This window comes from Leucobacter faecis, from assembly GCF_054456695.2.
On sequence record NZ_JBTJER020000006.1, the window covers coordinates 140,140 to 158,314 of the forward strand.

11 protein-coding genes are annotated in these 18,175 nt (G+C 65.7%); 6 read left to right on the plus strand and 5 right to left on the minus strand.

Annotated features, from left to right (window positions below; genetic code table 11):
- Positions 1-10 precede the first annotated feature (10 nt).
- Complete coding sequence (locus tag ACXR2W_RS08625; protein ID WP_458814459.1) at positions 11-1,714, minus strand: PucR family transcriptional regulator; 1,704 nt, start codon at positions 1,712-1,714, stop codon at positions 11-13.
- 158 nt (positions 1,715-1,872) lie between these two features.
- On the opposite strand from ACXR2W_RS08625, the gene ACXR2W_RS08630 reads away from it, so the two are divergent.
- The 3 genes from ACXR2W_RS08630 to ACXR2W_RS08640 all read left to right on the plus strand — a co-directional run bounded on the left by ACXR2W_RS08630 (position 1,873) and on the right by ACXR2W_RS08640 (position 7,639).
- Positions 1,873-3,360 carry a CoA-acylating methylmalonate-semialdehyde dehydrogenase gene (locus ACXR2W_RS08630; protein WP_458814457.1) on the plus strand — a complete coding sequence of 496 codons (1,488 nt, stop codon included), beginning with the start codon at positions 1,873-1,875 and terminating at the stop codon, positions 3,358-3,360.
- A gap of 19 nt (positions 3,361-3,379) precedes the next feature.
- Positions 3,380-4,768, plus strand: coding sequence for an aspartate aminotransferase family protein (locus ACXR2W_RS08635; RefSeq protein WP_458814455.1), 1,389 nt, complete (start codon positions 3,380-3,382; stop codon positions 4,766-4,768).
- Between the two features lie 234 nt (positions 4,769-5,002).
- Positions 5,003-7,639 (plus strand): HYR domain-containing protein, encoded by a 2,637-nt coding sequence (locus ACXR2W_RS08640; protein WP_458814453.1) that lies wholly within the window; start codon positions 5,003-5,005, stop codon positions 7,637-7,639.
- Between the two features lie 43 nt (positions 7,640-7,682).
- Here ACXR2W_RS08640 and ACXR2W_RS08645 read toward each other — a convergent pair whose 3' ends face one another.
- The 4 genes from ACXR2W_RS08645 to ACXR2W_RS08660 are packed head-to-tail and all read right to left on the minus strand — an operon-like array spanning position 7,683 to position 10,418.
- Positions 7,683-8,273 (minus strand): MogA/MoaB family molybdenum cofactor biosynthesis protein, encoded by a 591-nt coding sequence (locus ACXR2W_RS08645; protein ID WP_458814451.1) that lies wholly within the window; start codon positions 8,271-8,273, stop codon positions 7,683-7,685.
- The gene (gene moaC, locus ACXR2W_RS08650; protein ID WP_458814449.1) at positions 8,254-8,814 is read right to left on the minus strand and encodes a cyclic pyranopterin monophosphate synthase MoaC; all 561 of its coding nucleotides are present in this window, start codon (positions 8,812-8,814) and stop codon (positions 8,254-8,256) included. Before moaC ends, ACXR2W_RS08645 begins: the two co-directional genes overlap by 20 nt.
- Positions 8,807-10,114, minus strand: a complete 1,308-nt coding sequence (locus ACXR2W_RS08655) for a molybdopterin molybdotransferase MoeA (protein WP_458814447.1) — start codon at positions 10,112-10,114, stop codon at positions 8,807-8,809. Before ACXR2W_RS08655 ends, moaC begins: the two co-directional genes overlap by 8 nt.
- Before the next feature lie 7 nt (positions 10,115-10,121).
- Positions 10,122-10,418: a MoaD/ThiS family protein gene (locus ACXR2W_RS08660; protein ID WP_458814445.1), complete on the minus strand. Its 297-nt coding sequence runs from the start codon at positions 10,416-10,418 to the stop codon at positions 10,122-10,124.
- A 54-nt stretch (positions 10,419-10,472) separates the two neighbouring features.
- Here ACXR2W_RS08660 and ACXR2W_RS08665 point away from each other — a divergent pair, with 54 nt between their 5' ends.
- From ACXR2W_RS08665 to ACXR2W_RS08675, 3 genes are all read left to right on the plus strand, one after another.
- Entirely contained in the window at positions 10,473-11,672 is a 1,200-nt protein-coding gene (locus tag ACXR2W_RS08665) for a ThiF family adenylyltransferase (RefSeq protein WP_458814443.1), read from the plus strand.
- Positions 11,669-12,082: a molybdenum cofactor biosynthesis protein MoaE gene (locus tag ACXR2W_RS08670; RefSeq protein WP_458814441.1), complete on the plus strand. Its 414-nt coding sequence runs from the start codon at positions 11,669-11,671 to the stop codon at positions 12,080-12,082. The genes ACXR2W_RS08665 and ACXR2W_RS08670 overlap by 4 nt, the downstream gene beginning before the upstream one ends.
- Before the next feature lie 221 nt (positions 12,083-12,303).
- Positions 12,304-17,964, plus strand: a complete 5,661-nt coding sequence (locus ACXR2W_RS08675) for a DUF7927 domain-containing protein (protein ID WP_458814439.1) — start codon at positions 12,304-12,306, stop codon at positions 17,962-17,964.
- The last annotated feature ends 211 nt before the right edge of the window (positions 17,965-18,175 follow it).

Genomic DNA, 18,175 nt, shown 5'->3' on the forward strand with positions numbered 1-18,175 from the left:
GCCACGGCCGCTAGCGGCGCGCGTGCAGCGCGACCGCGAGAGTGGCGATCGTGCCGCCGTCGGCGAGATCGACCGCGAGCAGCTCTTCGATGAGCGCGAGCCGCTGGTAGAACACCGAGCGCGAGAGCCGGGCGTTCTGGGCTGCGAGCGAGCGGTTCGTGGGGTGCGCGAGGTACGCCTCGAGCACCGTGATGAGGTCGCCCGAGTGGCCGGGGCCGGTGGCTTCGTCGTGATCGATGAGCGGCCCCAGGGTGTCACTCGCAAACTCCTGCACTTCGGGCAGCGCGGCGAGCCCGCGCATGAGATACGCGAGCGCCTGGCGCTCGGCCTGCTGCACCGTGACTCGGCCGGTCTTGGCGGTGGGGGCGAGGTGACCCGAGGCGCGCACGCGCTCGAGCGACGTGATGAGCGAACGTAGCCCGCGGCCGGGGGCTCCGAGGCCCAGGTGCGCACGCCAGGGGCGGGGTGTCGTCGAGGGCAGCAGCATATCGAGCTCGTGCGCGAGACGCGTAGCGAGCGGTGGGGTCTGCGCGATCTGCACGCGCGGGTCGCCTGGCGCAAACGATAGCAGCGCGAGCAGGGCGGGGTTGGGGGAGCGGTCGTCTGGGTCTGGCACCAAGATCACACGGCCCTCGGGGGCGACCGCGCGCCGGAGCGCGGTCTCAAGCACCGCGCGCTCGAGCGACTCGTGCGCGCCAAAGTCACCCGTGCCGCGCAGCGTAGCGCCCTGCAACATGCGCCCATCGATGGGCAGGCCTGCGGCGCGCAGCTGCGCCGCCACCTCGGCGTCGCGCCGAAATCTGCCGCTCAGCAGCGTGTCGAACAGCTGCTTTGAGCTCAGCTGCAACCACTGATCACCCTCGGGGTCGGCGAGCCTGCCGAGCGCGAGAGCGAATGCGCCGAGCTCGAGCACGGTGCGGCGGCCAGCGGGGTGCGCGGGGCCGGGCAGCGCCGTAAGCCTGCCAAAGCGTTTGCCCTGTGCCTCGACCGGCACATGATCGGTGTTGTCGGTGAAAGTGGCTGTCGCTGTGGCTGTGGTTGTTGTTGCGGCTGTTGTTGCTGCGGGCGCAATCTCGCCGAAGCCGCGCAGCACCAGCTCGGGGTTTGCGCTCCCTGCGCTCCCTGCGCCGCCGCCCGCCCAGGCGACGACGCGGCCGGCAGAGTCCTCAAGCACGACGGGCGCCTGAATCGTTTCGGCCAACCGCTCGATCACGTAGTCGATGGGGCTGCGATTGAGTCCGAGCTCGGTGAGCATCGCGTGCACCGCTGCCCGCGCCTCGAGCGCCTCGGTCTGCGCGGCGAGCACGCGCTGGTGCACGCGCTGCGTGATCTGCACGAATCGCACCTCGCCGTGCAGCACCGCGAGCGCAATACCGGCCCGCTCGCAGGCGGCAATGAGCTCTGGCGGGGCTGAGTCGTACTGCCCGCCGAGCTCGAGTATGACGCCCGCGGGGCCCGACGCGACGAGCTGCGCTGCGAGATCGTCTAGTGCGGGGCCCGTCACCGGCCAGCCAGCACCCGTGGTGAGCACCAACTCGCCCCCCTCGAGCAGTGAGATCGCGCTCTGCCCCGCCACGACGTGTGCCCAGCGCAGCGTGCGTGACAGCCCTTTTCTGCCTGCGACTATCTCTGCTTTGCCTGCGCGTAACTCAGGAAACCTGAGCACGTCGTCGACGGTAATAGTGGGCGCGTTCGCAGCACTGAAATCAGACACATACACATTGTACGAAACCGGGCAGAGATTGCGATGGTTTGTCGCTCGATATGCCCAGAGGCTAGTGGCAACATGGGTGGTGGCGAGGCGCACGGCCTCGAACAGTATGCCCGTTAGATCCGGCGCAGTATCTCACCCCAGTTAGAAAGGGCACACGAATGGCTCGCATTCCTCACGTCATCGGCGGCGAAAAGACCGACGCAGCAGAGCGCTACCAGGCGGTCTACAACCCCGCCACCGGCGAAGAGCAGCACGAAGTAGCGATCGCATCGGTCGCGACCGTTGAAGAAGCAATCGCGGCCGCCGCGGCAGCCCTTCCCGCTTGGCGCCGCACCAGCCTCACCAAGCGCGCCAACGTGTTCTTCAACCTGCGCCAGCTGCTCAAGCAGCGCACCCCCGAGCTCTCGGCGATCGTGACCGCTGAGCACGGCAAGGTACTCTCAGACGCCGCGGGCGAGGTTTCGCGCGGTCTCGAGAACGTCGAGTTCGCCGCTGGCCTGCTCAACGTACTGAAGGGCGAGCGCGACGAGCAGGTTTCGACCGGCGTTGACGTGCACTCGATCAAGCAGCCCGTAGGCGTTGTCGCCTGCGTCACCCCCTTCAACTTTCCGATCATGGTGCCGCTGTGGATGATCGCCTCGGCCATCGCCTGCGGCAACACCGTGGTACTCAAGCCGTCTGAGCGCGACCCCTCGGCTTCTGTGTTCATCGCCGACCTGTTCCGCGAAGCCGGCCTGCCCGATGGCGTGCTGAATGTCGTACACGGTGACAAGGTTGCCGTCGATACCCTGATCGACGCCCCCGACGTGAAGGCGATCTCGTTCGTCGGCTCGACCCCCATCGCAAAGTACATCTACGAGCGTGCGGCCGCCAACGGCAAGCGCGTGCAGGCGCTCGGTGGCGCAAAGAACCACATGCTCGTTATGCCCGACGCCGACATCAAGGTCACGGCAGACGCTGCGATCTCGGCCGCGTACGGCGCAGCAGGCGAGCGCTGCATGGCTGTCTCGGTGCTCGTAGCTGTGGGCGATGACATGGCCGACCGCATCATCCCTGAGCTCGTAAGCCGCATCGCTGACTTGAAGATCGGCGACGGCGCAGCCGAGGGCACCGACATGGGCCCGCTCATCACCCCCGAGGCGAAGGCTCGCGTTGACAGCTACGTCGCAGGGGCCGCCGCTCAGGGCGCTACCGTCGTCGTTGACGGCCGCGACTTCAAGTTCGAGGGCAACGGATTCTTCACAGGTCCCACCCTGCTCGACCACGTCAAGACCGACAGCGACGTGTACCGTGACGAGATCTTTGGCCCCGTACTCGCAGTCGTGCGCGTCGAGACCTACGAAGAGGGCCTCGAGCTCATCAATTCGCACCAGTTCGGCAACGGCACTGCCATCTTCACCCGCGACGGTGGCGTGGCGCGCCAGTTCGAGTTCGATGTTGAGGCCGGCATGGTGGGCATCAACGTGCCGATCCCCGTTCCCGTGGGCTCGTTCTCGTTTGGTGGTTGGAAGGACTCGCTGTTCGGCGACACCCACATCTACGGCCCCGAGTCGATCAACTTCTACACGCGCTCGAAAGTCGTCACGACGCGCTGGCCTGAGCCGGATCAGTCCAAGATCGACCTGGGCTTCCCGAGCAACCACTAGGACGAGCGGAACAGACATCATGGCTGATTACACAGACTTGAACGGTGCCGAGCAGAGCTTTGGCGACACCGAGGCGCAGCGCGAGGTGCGCGAGAACGACCGCCAGTACGTCTTCCACTCGTGGTCGGCGCAGGGCACGCTCAACACGCTGCCCATCGCCAAGGGCGAGGGCGTGCGGTTCTGGGACTACGACGGCACCGAGTACCTCGACTTCTCGTCGCAGCTCGTCAACCTCAACCTGGGTCACCAGCACCCCGGCCTTGTGAAGGCGATTCAAGAGCAGGCGGGCCGCCTCGCGACGATTCAGCCCGCGCTCGGCAGCGACGTGCGCGGCGAACTCGCGAAGCGCATCGTTGAGCACTCGTTTGAGGGCGCTCGTTCGGTGTTCTTTACCAACGGTGGCGCCGACGCGGTCGAGTACGCGGTGCGCATGGCCCGTCACCACACAGGCAAGCACAAGGTGCTCGCACGCTACCGCTCGTACCACGGCTCAACCGGCACCGCGATCACGCTGACAGGTGAACCGCGCCGCTGGGCCAACGGCACGCTCGACGCGGGCGTTGTGCACTTCACGGGCCCCTACCCCTACCGTTCGGCGTTCTACGCCGAGACCCCGGAGCAGGAGACCGAGCGGGCGCTCGCACACTTGCGTGCGACCATCGAGCTCGAGGGTGCCAGCACCATCGCGGCGATCATCCTCGAGTCGGTCACCGGCACCAACGGCATCTTGATTCCTACCCCCGGCTACCTCGAGGGCGTGCGCGCGCTGTGCGACGAGTTTGGCATCATGATGATCTGCGATGAGGTCATGGCAGGCTTCGGCCGCACCGGCGAGTGGTTCGCGTTCCAGGGCTTCGGGGTTAACCCGGATCTCGTGACCTTCGCGAAGGGCGTCAACTCGGGCTACGTGCCCCTCGGTGGCGTCGTGATTAGCGAGGCGATTCACAACACGTTCGATCAGAAGGCGTTCCCCGGCGGGCTCACCTACTCGGGCCACCCGCTCGCCTGCGCCGCGGGCGTCGCAACCTTCGACATCTTCGAAGAAGAGCAGATCCTCGAGCGCGTGCGCGACCTCGGTGAGCGCGTCGTGCGCCCCCGTCTCGAGGCGATGGCCGAGAAGCACCCCTCCGTGGGTGAGGTGCGCGGCAAGGGTCTGTTCTGGGCGATCGAGCTCGTCAAGAACCGCGAGACGCGCGAGCCGCTCGTACCGTTCAACGCGTCGGGTGAGGCCGCGGCCCCGTTCAACGCCGTCGTCGGAGCCTGCAAGGCCGCGGGCCTGTGGCCGTTCGCCGCGGGCAACCGTCTGCAGGTCGCACCGCCGCTCGTGATCTCAGAGGAAGACCTGATCAAGGGCCTCGACATCATCGACGAGGCGTTGAACGTCGCCGACTCCTACGTCACGGCGTAGCGCGCAATAGCTTTCGGGCCTAAGGCTCGAAAATGGGGTTCGCCCCGGTCACTGTGGTGAGTGAACAATAATCCCCCTCTCGTGTTCGAGAGGGGGATTATTGGTCTCACTGCCCATTTTCGCGCGCCGGATCAGGCCGTGCCCACCCGCCACAGCCGGCCCTCAGCGCAATTGCAACAAAACCGTAACAAAAAGTGATCGATCGCTCTCTTGACGGTGTCTAAAATTCAGAATGTGAAACTTTCGTGGGGGAAAAGTCGTGCTGTGCTGCTCGCGGGCACGGCGATCATGGCGCTGCTCATTGTGACCTTTGTCGCGGTGCCCGGCGCCCGCGCCGACTCCGGGTCGGTGTCTGGCACAATCACCGCCGCCGACCCGACCTACACCCACCTGAACCCGGTTGCAGGAAACCCCTGCGCTGTGGGCAGCATTCCGACGCATTATCGCGTGATCGCGGTGAAGGTGGGCGGTTTGGCAGATACCAACCTCACAATCGCCGTAAATCCGGTGGGATTCGCGGCGAATATCAGCCTGTACCAGGGAGCGTTTCTGCCCGAAGGCCCGCATGTGAACTGCTGGGGCTCGATCAACGGGAGCGGGGCAGGTGCGACGGTTCCGATGACCACCCCGATCAATGCGCTGCCTGCCCCCTATACCGAGCAGACGTTCTACCTGGTGGTTTCGGGCCTGGGGGCGAGCGACCTCGGTGATTTTTCAGTGGATGTGAGCTCCACGATCACGCCGATTGAGGTGACGCTTCTGCCCTCGGCGGGCCCAGTGATCGACACGACCCCGCCGGTCGTCACGGTACCGCAATCACCCGTTATCGCCGAGGCGCAAGGGCCCGCGGGCGCCAGCGTGTCTTATAGCGCGACGGCCACAGACGACGTCGACGGCGCGCTCACGCCTACATGCTCACCGGCCTCGGGGTCGCGGTTTCCTTTCGGCTCCACCCTGGTCACGTGTACGGCGACGGACGCGGCGGGCAGCGTCGGCACCGGCAGCTTTACTGTGGACGTAATCGACACAACAGGACCGCGCATCACCACCCAAGGGCCGGTCCGCGCCGTGGCTGAGGACGCAAGTGGCTCCATCGTTACTTACTGGGTCACAGCTTCAGACCTCGTCGAGGGGGCACGCCCGGTTAGCTGCTCTCCAGCATCCGGTTCCCGATTCCCGCTCGGGTCGACGCCTGTCACCTGTACATCAAGCGATAGCCGCAATAACAGCTCGACTGCAACGTTCACAGTGCACGTGAGTGATGAGGAAGCGCCCGTGGTTAGCGTACCTGCGCCCATCAGCGCGGAGGCCACAGGCCCGGGTGGTGCCGCCGTAAATTTCACCGCGGCCGCCAATGACGCGGTCGACGGTGTACTCACACCGTCGTGTAACCCCGCTTCGGGGTCCACCTTTCCGCTCGGAGTCACCACGGTTACCTGCGATGCAATCGACACTGCCGGTAATACGGGTTCTCAGAGCTTCACGGTGACGGTTCAAGACAGTGTCGCACCGACTCTGTTGGGGATCTACGGCCGCACCGCTGAAGCGACGGGTGCAGACGGTGCTACCGTCGACTTCACCGTAACCGCGGCCGACCTGGTTGACGGAGCGCTCACTGCGACGTGCACGCCCGCCTCTGGCTCGCTGTTCGCGCTCGGTGACACGACCGTCACGTGCACGGCAACCGACTCGCAACAGAATACGGCGACGGGTTCATTCCATATCATGGTGAGTGACACGACAGAGCCGACCGTGTCGACTCCGGCTGCGGTCACAACCGAGGCAGAGAGTGCGGCGGGAAGCGTGGTCACCTTTACGGCAACCGCGAGCGACACCGTCGACGGGAGCCTCCCGACGAGCTGCACCCCCGCCTCGGGAGAACTCTTTCCTCTCGGCGATACCACCGTGACCTGCACAGCCGAAGACGACGCCGGCAACATCGGCAGCGCGAGTTTCGTAGTATCGCTCGTCGACACGACCGCCCCGATGCTCGCAGGCCTCGACTCGGTGACAGCAGAAGCAGAGGGCCCCGACGGCGCCGAAGTCTCGTACACTGTGACAGCGAGCGATCTTGTTGAGGGGTCCGTGGCCGCGAGCTGCACGCCGGCCTCTGGCACCGTGTTTGCACTCGGCGATACGACCGTCAACTGCGAAGCTACCGACGCGCAGGGCAACTCTGCGACCGGTTCATTCACGGTGACCATCGAGGACACCACCGAGCCCGCGCTCACTCTGCCGGGGGCGTTGTCGATTGAAGCTGAAGGCCCAGGCGGCGCCACGATCGATTACACGGCCACCGCAGAAGACCTCGTAGACGGCGCACTAGTCCCCGCATGTACCCCCGCCTCTGGTGCCGAGCTCCCTCTCGGCACGGCGACGATCACGTGCGAGGTGAGCGATGCCGCGGGCAACATCGCCTCCGGCGACTTTGAGGTAACCGTGCGCGACACCACGGCGCCGATCATTACTGTACCGAGTGACATGCGCGCCACCGCGAGCAGCCCGGCTGGCGCAGTGGTGACATATGTAGCGAGCGCCAACGACCTCGTGGACGGCGCGGTCGCGCCCTCGTGCGCCCCCATGTCAGGGAGCACACTGATGGCCGGAGTCACCACGGTGACCTGCGCCGCGGTCGATGCGGCCGAGAACACCGCCACCGCCGACTTCGCAGTGACCGTCGAAGCGTATGTGCCGCCGAAGAAACCAACTCCCGACCATAAGAAACCAACCACCGCAACACCGTTGCGGCAGGGGCCGTCGCTTGCGACGACCGGCGGTGCAGAAACGATCGCCGGAGGCCTCACGGTCTCGCTGCTGCTCGCAGGCGCCACGCTGCTGGTGGCCGCCAGGCGCCGCCAAAGGGGTGCCTAACACCCAAAGTGCCTGAGCTTCGCGCTCACGACCTCGAAGTGGGCTAGATGCGGGGGCGCGCATCGTGCGCGCCCCCGCCCGCCCGCTGCGCGAGCGCGTGCGTAAGCAGCGGCTCGAGCACCGCGAGCCCGTCGCGCACCCCGCCGGGGGAGCCCGGAAAGTTCACAATCAGAGTCGTCCGGGCGAAGCCGGCAACACCGCGGGTGAGGGCCGCGAGCGGCGCAGTTGCTGCACCGCGGCTCCTGATCGCCTCGATAATGCCGGGCAGTTCGACATCGAGGTACGGGCGGGTTTCTTCGGGCGTCTGATCTGAGGGAGAGACACCAGTGCCACCCGTAGTGAGGATCACGCTCGGCGCCAGACAGGGGTTGCGGTCGTCCACGGCGTCGGGCAATAGCAACGGGTTGAGGAGCCTATCGAGCGCTACGCCCACCGGCGGCCCGTCCGACACGACGATCGGGTCCTCAACCAAGAATCCGCGTTCGCGCAGCCACTGCGCAATCACGGGGCCCGTACGATCGGGCGCCTCACCGGCGGCGGCGCTTGTCGACGCGACAACCACCGCGGCAGTGGGCGCGGTGCCTGGCTCGCCAGGTGAAGCGGCGGGACTCGGATCATGCGTCGTGCGTGGCATCGCCCGCCCCATTTCGCGCCTCAAGGCTCCAGTCGCCGCTCTTGCCGCCCGACTTGGCGAGCACGCGCAGGCCCGTGATCTCGGCGTGCTTGTCGACGGCCTTCGTCATGTCGTAGAGGGTGAGCGCGGCGACGCTCGCGGCGGTGAGCGCCTCCATCTCGACTCCGGTCACACCCTTCGTCGTAACCGTGGCCGTGACGCGCACGCAATCGCCCTCGGCGGCGAAGTCGACGGCAACCTTCGAGATGGGCAGCGGGTGGCACAGTGGCACGAGCTCCCAAGTGCGCTTGGCGGCCATAATGCCGGCGACGCGGGCGGTGCCGAGGGCCTCGCCCTTGGGCAGATCACCCGCCATGAGCTGCGCCACCACGTCTGCGCGGGTGACGAACAACGCCTCGGCCGTGGCGGTGCGCTTGGTGATGGCCTTGTCGCTCACGTCGACCATGTGAGCGCTGCCGTCTGCGCGCAGGTGCGTGAGACGCGACTCTTGCGGGGGAACAGCGGGAACAGCAGGGGCGGCGGGGTCAGCCGGGTCAGGCATTGAGTCTCCAGGTTTCTACGAGGGTGCCCGCGGCGAGGTGCGTCACGCCCACGGGAATCTGTACGAGCACGTCGGCGTTCGCGAGGTCGTGCACGAGGTGCGAGCCCGGGGCGAGCACCTGCACGGTGCCCTCGGGGGTGAGCATGCCGCGGCGCACCTGGTGTTTCGCGGCGGGGGAGCTGACGTCGTGCGCGAGCGGGTGCGTGCCGGGCTCAGGCTCGGCCAGTCCCGCAAACTCGCGCAGAATGGGCGCGAGAAACAGTTCGGCAGACAGGAACGAGCTCACAGGGTTACCCGGAAAACACAGCACCGGGGTGTCTGGCACGCCCGCGAGTTGAACCCGGGCGAAGCCCTGCGGGCCGCCCGGCTGCATCGCGACCGCGTGAAACTCGCCGCCCAGTGGGGCGAGCGCCTCGCGCACCACCTCGAAGGCGCCCATGCTGATGCCGCCCATCGTGATGATCAGGTCGGCGAGACCAGCGTGCATGTGTAGCCGCTCGGCGAGCAGCTGCGGGTCGTCGGGCACGATCGTGTGCTCGACCTCTGCGCCGTACTGCCGCAGCAGCGCAGCCAGCATGGGCCCGTTCGCGTCGGGAATGTGCGCTGCGTTCCACGGTTCACCGGGGTGCGCAAGCTCGTCGCCTGTCGCGCACACGAGCACGCGCAGCCTGCGCCGCACCGCCACCTCGGTCACGCCGCTCGCAGCGAGCGCACCGATGCGGGTGGGAGTGAGCGCTGCGCCGGCAGCTGCTACAACCGCTCCGTGCGCGAGGTCTTCGCCCGCGGGGCGCACGAAGCGGCCCTCGGGGCTCGGCGCGGTAAACGTCGCGCTGCCGCTCGGCAGCGCGTGAAACTCGGCGGTGGCGGTGTTCGTTGCGGTCGCCCCGCCTCGCGGGGCGCGCGTGAGCGGCGCAAACTCGCCGCTCGTGCTTTCTTCGACGGGCACAATCGTGTCGGCGCCCCGCGGCACCGGCGCCCCCGTCATCACGGGGGTGGCGGTGCGCGGCGCGTGCCACAGCTGCGGGTCACCCGCTGCCGCCGCGTACCCGAGGGGCAGCGTGACCGGCGACTGCTTCGAAGCCGCCGCCAGGTCGACCGCGCGCACCGCGTAACCGTCCATCTGGGAGTTCGTGAACGCCGGAATCGGCAGCCGGGCCGTCACCTCGCGCGCTGTGACGCGCCCCGCGAGCGCAGGGTCGGCAACGTGCAGGGACTCGGGGGCGTTCTCACGCACGTGCGCGAGCAGCGGCTGCAGCAGCGCGGCAATCTCGTCGCGGTGCTTCTCTAGCGTGCAGGCCATGTCTGTCCTATCCTCCGGCGAACGGGGGCAGCACGTCGACCGTGATGCCGGATCGGTGCGTAGCGGCGCCCACCCCGCTCGCGGCGCCTGTTTCGTCTGCTGGAGCTGCGATCAGCCCGTCGTCGCGACGCACGACGCCGTCGACGAGAAAGCTGCCGGCGCGCAGCACCTGTGCCATGGGCTCGCCGTACTTGTCGGTAAGGCCCGCGCGTAGTACGGCCAGCGTCGTAGCTGCCCAGGGCTCTTCTTCAAGCCCGGCCGCTTCGGCCGCGGCCGCAAAGTATCGAACAGTGATTTGCGACATGCTGCTATGTTATCCACTCCCCAAGGCGCGGCCGCAGAAGCGTAGGATCCCAGTATGACCGCAACTCGCCCCGGCCCCGCCGCCTCGCTGGGGGCACCCCTCACTGCAGCGCAGCGTGCTCGCGCTGAGCGGCAGCTTACGCTCCCCGGATTCAGCGAAGAAGCGCAGCGTCGACTCGCCAATGCCCGCGTGCTGGTGATCGGTGCGGGCGGGCTCGGCAGCGCGAGCGTGCCCTACCTCGTCGGCGCCGGTGTGGGGGCGGGGGCAGGCATGATCGGTATTCTCGATGATGACGTCGTGGAACTCTCTAATCTGCACCGGCAAGTAACACACACGACCGCGGGCCTCGGGCACAACAAAACCGACTCCCTGGCAGAGGCCGCGCACCGCCTCGACCCGGGGGTCAATGTGGTGCGGCATACCCTACGTCTCACCTCAGACAACGCCCTCGAGATATTCAACAGCTACGACCTCGTCATCGACGGCAGCGACAATTTTGCGACCCGCTACCTGGCCAACGATGCGGCGCAGCTCAGCGGTATTCCGCTGGTGTGGGGCGCCATCTTGCAGCACCACGGGCAGGTTGGTGTCGCGTGGCACGAATACGGGCCGGGCTATCGCGACCTGTTTCCGGCGCCGCCCGCCCCAGGCACGGTGCCGAGCTGCGCGGTGGGAGGTGTGCTCCCCGGCCTGTGCGGCACCGTCGGTTCGCTGCTCGCAACCGAGGCGCTCAAAGTGATCACGGGCATTGGGGCCCCGCTCATTGGCCGGGTTCTCGTATACGACGCGCTCGCCGCACGCACCCGCGAGATCAGCTACGGCCGAGACCCGCAGGCGAGCCCGATCACCGAACTCATCGACTACGAGCTGTTCTGCTCGGGCGAAGATGCGCAGCCCGAGCGCACCAGTGCCGCCGAGCTGGCCCGCATGCTGCGATCCGGAGCTGCGCCCTGCCTGATCGACGTGCGCACGCCCGAGGAGCGGGGTGAGTCGCGCATCGCAGGCTCGTGGGGCGTGCCGCTCGGTGAGATTGAGGCGGCCGCGGGCGCGGGCGATCCCGTGCCCGAGAGCGTCGCGGCGCTCATCAAGACGGTGGGGCAGGGCGCGCCGATCTTTGTGCACTGCGCGCGCGACCCGCGGTCGGTGCGGGCCGCGCAATTGCTTGCTCGCGGTGGCGTGCACGCGCGCGTGGTGACGGGCGGTATCTTCGAGGTTGCGCAGGTAGCGCCCGAGCTGATCGAGAGGAATGCATGAGCGAGCAGCTGGCGAGAGTCACCGACGAGGTTATCGATGAGGCGGCGGTGCGGGCCGCCGTTGACGGGCCCGACGCGGGGGCCGTCGTCATGTTTCACGGCATTATTCGCAATCATGACGGCGGCGAGAGCGTGCGCGCGCTCGACTATTCGTGCCACCCCGAGGCCGAGCGGTTTCTCGCGAGCATCGTTGCCGAAGAACATGCGCGCACCGGTATTCGCTTAGCGGCCGTGCACCGAGTGGGAGCGCTCGCGATCGGCGACGCTGCGCTCGTGGCGGCCGCAGCGTCGGCGCACCGGCGCGAGGCATTCGAAGCGATTGAACGTCTCGTCGAACGCATTAAGCACGAGGTACCCATTTGGAAGCGGCAGCACTTCGTCGCAGGCGTGTCGGAGTGGGTGGGCCTGTAGCCGCGGCCCACTACGAAAGTGGCGATTTAGGTTATTGGTGTCGCCTATGGTTTGCTTATTTACAAAGCACGTGTTGAGCAACGGTGAGGTGTGAAACCTGACGACGCCACGCCAACACGACATCTTGCTTGGGGAACGCAGCTACCACCTGTGTGCCGGGGTGCCTCTTTGAGTGCTGCCCGATTGCGCGGGCGGGGCGGCATTGAAAGAAGGACTTCGGGGTGTCAGAACTTTCTGTAACACGACGACGTGGCGATCATGCCACGCGCAAGAAACGGGCGTCGGGGCGGCGCCTCCTGGGCGCTGCACTGTGCGCAGTGATGGTGCTGTCGGGGCTCTCGCTCATACAAGACGAGACACCCGCCGCGGCAGCGCCTGAGCGCACGACGGAACCGGTGCTCGTAGCGGGTACTGTGTATGCCGACGCGACACAAAACAACGCACTTGATGCATCTGGCACGGCCGGTAAGGTCGACCTGGGTGTGGCAGAGGCCGCGGTCACACTCGCGTGCGCCACGCCGCTCGACGCCGAGCACGGCGGATGGTCAACGCAGACCGATGCGAACGGGGCATGGAGCTTCGCAGTTGACACCGACTGGAAGGCTCACTGCGCAGACGACCAGCTGCACGTCACCGTAGACGTGACCGGCGTCGCGGGCGACGTCTATGCGGTACACAAGTCGGTGAGCGCAGACAATGCCTTTGCGGCGGTCAACGATGCCAACCAAGTTGCGCGTAGCACGCCGTTTAGCGCCGAGAGCGCACCGGCGAACCTCGATGCGCTGGTGTGGCCCACGTGGCAGCTAGACGTGAAGCTCCCCAACGCAGAAGGTGGACTTGACGGTAAAGCCGTGTTCACTGGTGCTGCGCCCTGGGACTCGAAGAACGGCCCGGGCTCTGACACCGGCACCGACAACGACGTGGTGCGCAGCGGCGACGTCACGTCGTTCACCTGGAGTATCACCGCAAACGCCACGGAGGCGCTCGCCGATGCGTTCACATCGGCGGTGTTCGAGCAGACGATTGAGCTCAGCGACGGAGCAGTCGCAAACTTCACAAACGTGCCAATGGTGTGCGACGGGACAGCACCCGCCAGCGAAATTCGGGCGTTCTCGTCACCGAATGACACGGTGGGCACACCTATCGAGAAGCGCACAGCGCCGCCCGCTGGTACCACCCACGTCACCCTCACCTGCAACCTCGGTGAAGTAGGCATTGCTACTGCGGCAACACTGCTCGACACTGCGGTTTGGGCGAGCCCCGACTCAGTCAACGGTTCGACTTTCACCTCGGTAACACGTGTGTACGGCGTGAACGCCGCGGGCGTCGCTACCGCTCGGCCCGACGGGCCGGTCGCGGTAGGCCCGATCGAGATCACCTCGAAGCCACGCTATGACCTCGCAAAGCACGCACCGTTCTCGAGCACCTGGACCTTCCGCACGATCAATGGTGAGAAGGTGCCCGGGCGCCAGATCTACTACCCGATCACCATTTCCACAGACCGCAAGCAGGGCGTAGAAGCATTCCAACAGCCCGTTACCGCTACTGAAGACTTCTGGGCGCAGCTCGACCGCAAGGCCGAGGTGGGAACGTCTGCGGTCAAAGACCTTGAATACGAAATCGTCGCCTGCCGTCCCTCCACGAACTATGGAACGACAGAGGCGATCCTCGGCGGTGTCAACAAGGGCGACACGAACTCTGCGTCAAGCGTGAGCGACTCGGGCACGTGCGCGTTTGAGCGCACCGCCGACGACAACACGAGTCCGTACACGCTCACCTTCGACGGAATCGATACGTCTGGCAAGCACTACCCCACGAAGTTGAACGGTGGAGCTGACCTGAGCGCTGGCCCCTACTATGTCGCCAGCTATGAGGTGGCGGTGTTCATACCGCTCACTCAGGTTGACCGTGCGAACGGCGTCGAGGGAGACGGAATTGGTCAGTTGTACGCGTACAACCAGATCACCGGGTTTGACCCCGTGGGTCTGAGCGGCGTCAGCAACTTTGGCGACGACAACGAGCCCGGCTTCTGTGCGGATCGCCGCGTGGGAGGTGACTTCAACAGGTGTGACCTGATGGAAGACAACACGCGCAGCAACAACGTCGCGGGTCCCACATCGATTCAGATGTCACCTGGCTCGTTCTCGAAGAGCTTTCTTGACCACTTGACGCCGTGGAGCTATACACTCACCAGGCTCCCGGGATCCACTGGCTCACACGACGGGGCAGCGACGATCCAGCCCGGCGAAGTGCACCAGTCCCAAGTGGTGCTTGTGAACGGCGGTACCCCCTGGACTGAAGCGGGATTGTGCGACGTATTCGACAACACAACTCTGAAGCTTGCACCGCTCAACCAGGTAACGGGCATGAGCGAGGCGAACGCGGCGCAGTACGCGAATGACCTGTACGCCTATGTGCATGACAGTTCACTGCCGGGCCGCAAGTCGAGCCAAGAACCAAACCAGCAGCACTACACGATCGAGTACGGTGCATTCGACTTTGGTAACGACACCGCCAACAACGGGGTGTTCGACGCGGGTACCAACCGCTTCGGGGGCTCCTGGCTGAACCAGGCCAATGCGCGCTGCGCCGACACCGCCACCGAATGGCACAGTGACCCCAACAAGGTCGCGGGTGGAATCGACAGCGTCAACGCGATCCGTGCCGTCGCCGCCGACGGGTCAAAGATTTCGACTGGCACGAGCCTGTACCTGATGAGCGCGTTTGAGCAGCGAGACGAGTTCAACGGAGGCCCCAATGCGGGGCAGACGATCCCTGTGGGAACCGTGGCAGCGAACTATGGCCAGGTCACCACAGACACCCTCAGCCCGGGCTGGAGTCTGAAGCTCACCGACTCGACATTCGCTCAGCGGTATGAGCCGCAGCCTGAGTCAGCGCTCACCGACGGGGACCGCTGGACCGTAACTCGAGCGATGGCACAGCTCAACCTGCGCACCATCGAGGTCGAGGGTGTGGGCGGTGGTGCAGCCGACTTCGACACAACAGGCAGCACCCTCGCTGGTACACCGGTGATATGGGAGACGGTTGCTGGGGTCTCAGCCAATTCGGCCACACCCGCATTGGTGAAGAACGTTGTCGTTACACAGACGCTGCCCAAGCACGTCACGTACAACGCAGAGATGACGGCGCTTACTCGGGGCGGTACACCCGCCACGACCGCTGTGGTGAACCCCGACGGAACGACGACCCTCACCTGGCTGATCGGTGACGTGACGCCCAACGAGAAACTGCCGTCACGCATCATCTACACCGACACTGACGCGCTGACACCCGCGAGCACCGCCCTGGTGTCGAGCGCCAAGATTACCGGCGATACGCTCGTGCCGCTTAAGGCACACGCCGACGATCACACTGTCACCCTCGCACAGGACGGCAAGCTGCAGCTGCAGAAGAGCGTCGATCAGACGCTTGACCTGCAAAACGATACGCAGGCTTACACCCTGAAGGTGAAGAACTTCAGTCAGAATCTGTCGATCTTGCCGGTAACCGTGATCGAGGTGCTCCCGTATAACGGTGACGCCAAGAACCAGGCAAACGTGAACCGTACGCCGGCTTCTGACTTCGCGGGTACCAGCGGTCTGACCGGCCCGGTGACGGCAACCGACTTCGGAGGTGAAACCGCACTAGCCGGCACCACGTACTACACCTCGGTAGCGCCAGAAGATGTGCCACAAAACCTGAACGACGATGACGCGAGCATCTGGTTTGCTGAGTCCGACTTCGGTGCGCCGGGTGCGCCCGCCGACTGGACTCAGGTGACCGCCTTCAAATTTGTGGGCGACACGAAGCTCGAGACCGGTACAAACACGAAGAAGTCGGGCTTGATTCTGACCTTCGAAACCGAGCAGCGCGACAACGACCCCGGCGACCTGTACGCGAACCGCTTTACCGCGTTTAGCGATACGTTCTCAGGGGAACAGGAAGGTTACCAGCTTCTCACCTCAAACCAGACGACCGTGCGCGTGCTCGGCTTTAGCCTGGGCGACCTGATCTGGATCGACCAGGATCGTGACGGTAAATTCGATGAAGCTCGCGATCTTGCGGCACCCGCAGGAGTAACCGTTGAGGTGTACAGTGCAGCCGACGGGGGCACACTCGCAGGCCGGGCCACTACGAACGAGGACGGGCGTTGGATTCTCAACGACCTCGCCGAGGGTGATTACTACGCCGTGATTCCCGCGGCCGAGTTTGCGAGTGGGGGTCTGTTGGCAGGGTACTCAGCCGCCGCCGTGAACTCAAAGGCAGACGCAGACACCGACCTCAACGAGACCGCCGATCACCACGCCATCAACGACGGTGATCGAGTGCGCAGCGCCGGCACGATTACACTGTCAGCCAGTGTCGATGGTTCGAAGATTATCGGCCACGAGCCGATCGGTGACAACGTTGGCTCGCTCAGTGTCAGTCCGCTGACCACCGACGAGTTCACGAACCTCACCCTGGACCTGGCGCTTGAGCCTGTGCCCGGCTATGAATTCACGAAGACGAGCAACCCTGTTTCGGGCACAACTGTGCTTCCGGGAGAGGCGATCACATATACGTTGACGGGCACGAACACGGGGCTCACCGTGCTCGACCCGGTCGAGATCTCCGACGACCTGTCGGGTGTGCTCGAACATGCCGTACTCATGGGTGACCCCGTCGTCACGATCACTGACGCCGCGGGGGCCACCCGTGACGGTGGAACAGTGACCGCTGATGACACATCGCTTGCTTGGACCGGTGCGCTGGGAGTGGGCGAATCTGTGCAGCTGGTGTACTCGGTACAGCTCAACGATGGGACCGAGGGTGTGATCATTCACAACAGGGCATCGTCGACGGCGACCCCACCGGGTCAGCCACCCATCGTTCCGCCGACGGTCGAAACCCAGCACCCAACCCCGGGCTACACGTTCTGGAAGAGCGCGAACCCGGCGCGTGACAACCCGGTTGCCGTGGGCGAGTCGATCACCTACACGCTCACCGGGCGCAACAGCGGCGAGACCGTACTCGATCCGGTCGAGATTACCGATGATCTATCGAAGGTACTCGCGCATGCAACGCTCGACGGTGACATCGAAGCAACGATCACCGGAGCCGACGGTGTAGCCCGCGAGGGTACGGCACCGGAATTGAGCGGAACGTCGCTCAGCTGGTCTGGCAAGCTCGAGGTCGGGGAGACCGTGAGCATCAACTACAGCGTCACCGTGAACGAAGGCGCTGAAGGTCAAACGCTCAAAAATATTGCCGTCTCAACAGCGACCCCGCCTGGCAAGCCGCCGGTTGAGCCGCCCCCCGCTACGACGGAGCACCCGGTGCCGGGGTACACCCTCGCCAAGACGAGCGATCCCGGATCCGGAACGGAGGTAAAAGCAGGCCAGCTGATCCAGTTCACGCTCACAGGCACGAACACGGGCGCGACCGTGCTCGACCCGGTGGTGCTGACCGATGACCTGTCGGCCGTGCTTGACAACACCGAATTGGTGGGCACGCCGAGCGCTACGATCGTAGATGCCCAGGGCGTCGAATCCCGGGCTGCCGCGCCGCAGCTCGACGGCACGACGCTTACCTGGGAGGGCACGCTCGACATTGGCGAGCGCGTCGACGTCACCTACCGCGTGAAGGTGCATGACGAAGTGGGCAAGGTGACGATCGAAAACACGGTGTCGTCGACCGCGACGCCGGGCGGTACAACGATCACCCCGCCGCCGGCCACGACGACGCACACCACTCCCGAAGCGTCGACGTCCAAGCCACTGATCCCCGGGCTAAGCATCACTGGTGCGCAGGCGGGGATTGGCGGGGGCGTGGCGCTGCTGCTACTGGTTGCCGGTGCGGTGCTGGTGCTCCGGGCGCGCCGAAAGACCGTGAACACGCGCTAGCGCGAGCCGCGTGCGCGCCGCGAGGCGCGAGGCGCATGACACAGAGCGGGGGTGAGGGGCCGAGCGCACCTCACCCCCGCTTTTGTGTGGGCACGCCTCACGACCGGGTGAAAGTGCGGGTGAAGAACGCATCACAATTCGTCATCGTGAGGCGCACGCGGGCGCGGTAATGCCAGGATGAAACCACGGGGAGCGCTGTTGCTCACCTGCG